Origin of the sequence: Sphingosinicella sp. (assembly GCF_052387495.1) — a bacterium.
GTDB lineage: Bacteria > Pseudomonadota > Alphaproteobacteria > Sphingomonadales > Sphingomonadaceae > Allosphingosinicella.
In genome coordinates this window covers 1-2068 of record NZ_JBQTJC010000227.1, presented here as the reverse complement: position 1 = coordinate 2068, position 2068 = coordinate 1, and the positions used below count along the sequence as shown (strand labels likewise).

The 2068-nt window shown below is 67.4% G+C and carries 3 protein-coding genes and 1 pseudogene; 2 read left to right on the top strand and 2 right to left on the bottom strand.

Features of this window, described 5'->3' with window-relative positions; all coding sequences use genetic code 11:
- Nucleotides 1-726, bottom strand: a 726-nt coding sequence (locus ACT4N8_RS12575; RefSeq protein ID WP_444858470.1) for a hypothetical protein, incomplete at its 3' end; no start/stop codon positions are given.
- A gap of 126 nt (nucleotides 727-852) precedes the next feature.
- Here ACT4N8_RS12575 and ACT4N8_RS12570 point away from each other — a divergent pair.
- Nucleotides 853-1293 (top strand): hypothetical protein, encoded by a 441-nt coding sequence (locus tag ACT4N8_RS12570; protein WP_444858469.1) that lies wholly within the window; start codon nucleotides 853-855, stop codon nucleotides 1291-1293.
- Nucleotides 1294-1299: 6 nt separating this feature from the next.
- On the opposite strand, the pseudogene thiS reads toward ACT4N8_RS12570, so the two are convergent.
- Nucleotides 1300-1515, bottom strand: a pseudogene (gene thiS, locus ACT4N8_RS12565) (sulfur carrier protein ThiS); the annotation flags it as partial.
- A gap of 57 nt (nucleotides 1516-1572) precedes the next feature.
- On the opposite strand from thiS, the gene aroQ reads away from it, so the two are divergent.
- Nucleotides 1573-2013 carry a type II 3-dehydroquinate dehydratase gene (gene aroQ / locus ACT4N8_RS12560; RefSeq protein ID WP_444858468.1) on the top strand — a complete coding sequence of 147 codons (441 nt, stop codon included), beginning with the start codon at nucleotides 1573-1575 and terminating at the stop codon, nucleotides 2011-2013.
- The last annotated feature ends 55 nt before the right edge of the window (nucleotides 2014-2068 follow it).

The window sequence follows — 2068 nt, the reverse complement described above, 5'->3', positions numbered from 1 at the left end:
CTCGACCGCGAGCTTCATCGCGCGGGCCATCGTGATCGGATCCTTCGCCTCGGCGATGGCGGTGTTCATGAGCACGCCGTCGCAGCCGAGCTCCATCGCGACGCTCGCATCCGAGGCGGTGCCGACGCCGGCGTCGACGAGGACGGGCACGCCCGCGCCCTCCACGATCAGCCGGATCGTCACCCTGTTCTGGATGCCGAGGCCGGAGCCGATCGGCGCGCCCAGCGGCATGATCGCGACCGCGCCCGCTTCCTCGAGCTGCTTCGCCGCGATCGGATCGTCGACGCAATAGACCATCGGCTTGAAGCCCTCGGCGACGAGCGTCTCGGTCGCCTTCAGCGTCTCGCGCATGTCGGGATAGAGCGTCTTCGCCTCGCCCAGCACCTCGAGCTTGACCAGCTCCCAGCCGCCCGCCTCGCGCGCCAGCCTGAGGGTGCGGATCGCCTCCTCGGCGGTGAAGCAGCCGGCGGTGTTGGGAAGATAGGTGTAGCGCTTCGGATCGATGAAGTCGGTAAGCAGCGGCTGGCCGGGATCGGAGATGTTCACCCGCCGCACAGCGACCGTGACGATCTCGGCGCCCGAGGCCTCGACCGCCGCCGCATTCTGCTCGAAGCTCTTATACTTGCCGGTGCCGACGATCAGTCGCGAGGCAAAGGTCTTGCCGGCGACCGTCCAGCCATCGTCCGTTTCTGTGGAGGGCGCCGCGACCCGGCTTTCTGCATTCACTTGGCTTCGATCCGCTCGTCGAGACTGGGGAATGCTCCGATATAGGCTCGATCGCGGCGGGCGAAAGCCACCGCTTTTCCGGAACCTCCGCCGATACTAAGGTAAGCGGCAGGCAAGGAGGACGAGATGGCCCTGTTTCGATTCGCGATTCTCGCGCTGGCAACGCTGCTGACGCCCGCTTTGGCGGCGGCGCAGGAGCAGGAAATCACGGTGCAGGCCGATTCGCACCGCGTCGCGATCGAGCGTATCCTCGAAGCGGACAATCTCGATACCGGGCGGATGACGCCGCGCGAGGTGGTCGAGGCGATGGGGGGAATCGAGCGCGGCCACGCCCCGGACGATTTCTGGGACGCCTATCAGGTCCACCTGCGCGCCTGGGAGCGCTTCGCTGGGCTCGTCGAGCAGGTCCAGCGTCAATATGGCGAATCGACCTTCACCGAGGGGATGGAGGAGCTGGCCATGGCGGAAGAGGCGGTCAATACGACCTTCGACGCGGTCGAGCGGATCGCCCGGCGCTACGGCGCGCGGATTCCGGTGGCGCCGATCGACACCGGCTCGATCGCCTGAGCCTCAACCGCCGCCGACGAAGGTGACGATCTCAAAATCGTCGCCGTCCTCGACCCGGACCTCGGCGAGGGTCGAGCGGGCGACGATCTCCAGATTGCGCTCGACCGCGACCCGGGTCGGCTCGAGCCCCAGCTCGAGCGCGAGCTCGGCGACACTGATGCCATCGCGCACCCGGCGGTGCGCGCCGTTGACCCGGATCGAGATGGTGCCGTCTTCGCTCATGCTCGCTTTTCCGCCCGGCTTTGCGTGCCGGGGCCGTGCGTCATATAGGGGCGCTCCATGGCGACGCCACCTCTGATCCTGGTGCTGAACGGGCCGAACCTCAACCTGCTCGGCCTGCGCGAGCCCGAAATCTACGGCACCGACACGCTGGACGATATCGCCGGGCGGCTCGAGGACCGGGCGAAGGCACTCGGCGTTCGCGTCGACATCCGCCAGTCCAATCACGAGGGGCATTTGATCGACTGGCTGCACGAGGCGCGGGCGTCGGGTGCCAAGGCGGTGATCCTCAATGCCGGCGGCTTCTCGCACACGTCCGTTGCCCTGCACGACGCGGTGAAGGCGGTCGCCGTGCCGGTGATCGAGGTCCATCTCTCCAACCCGCAGGCGCGCGAGAGCTTCCGCCGTCGCTCGCTGATCGCCGCCGCCGCCAAAGGAACAATCAGCGGGCTCGGCGCGCTCGGCTACGAGCTTGCTCTGGACGCAGCGGCGCGTCTCTGACAGGGAACCACGCTTCAATAGGGGTAAGGGTTCACGAATGAGCGACAAGGAGCGG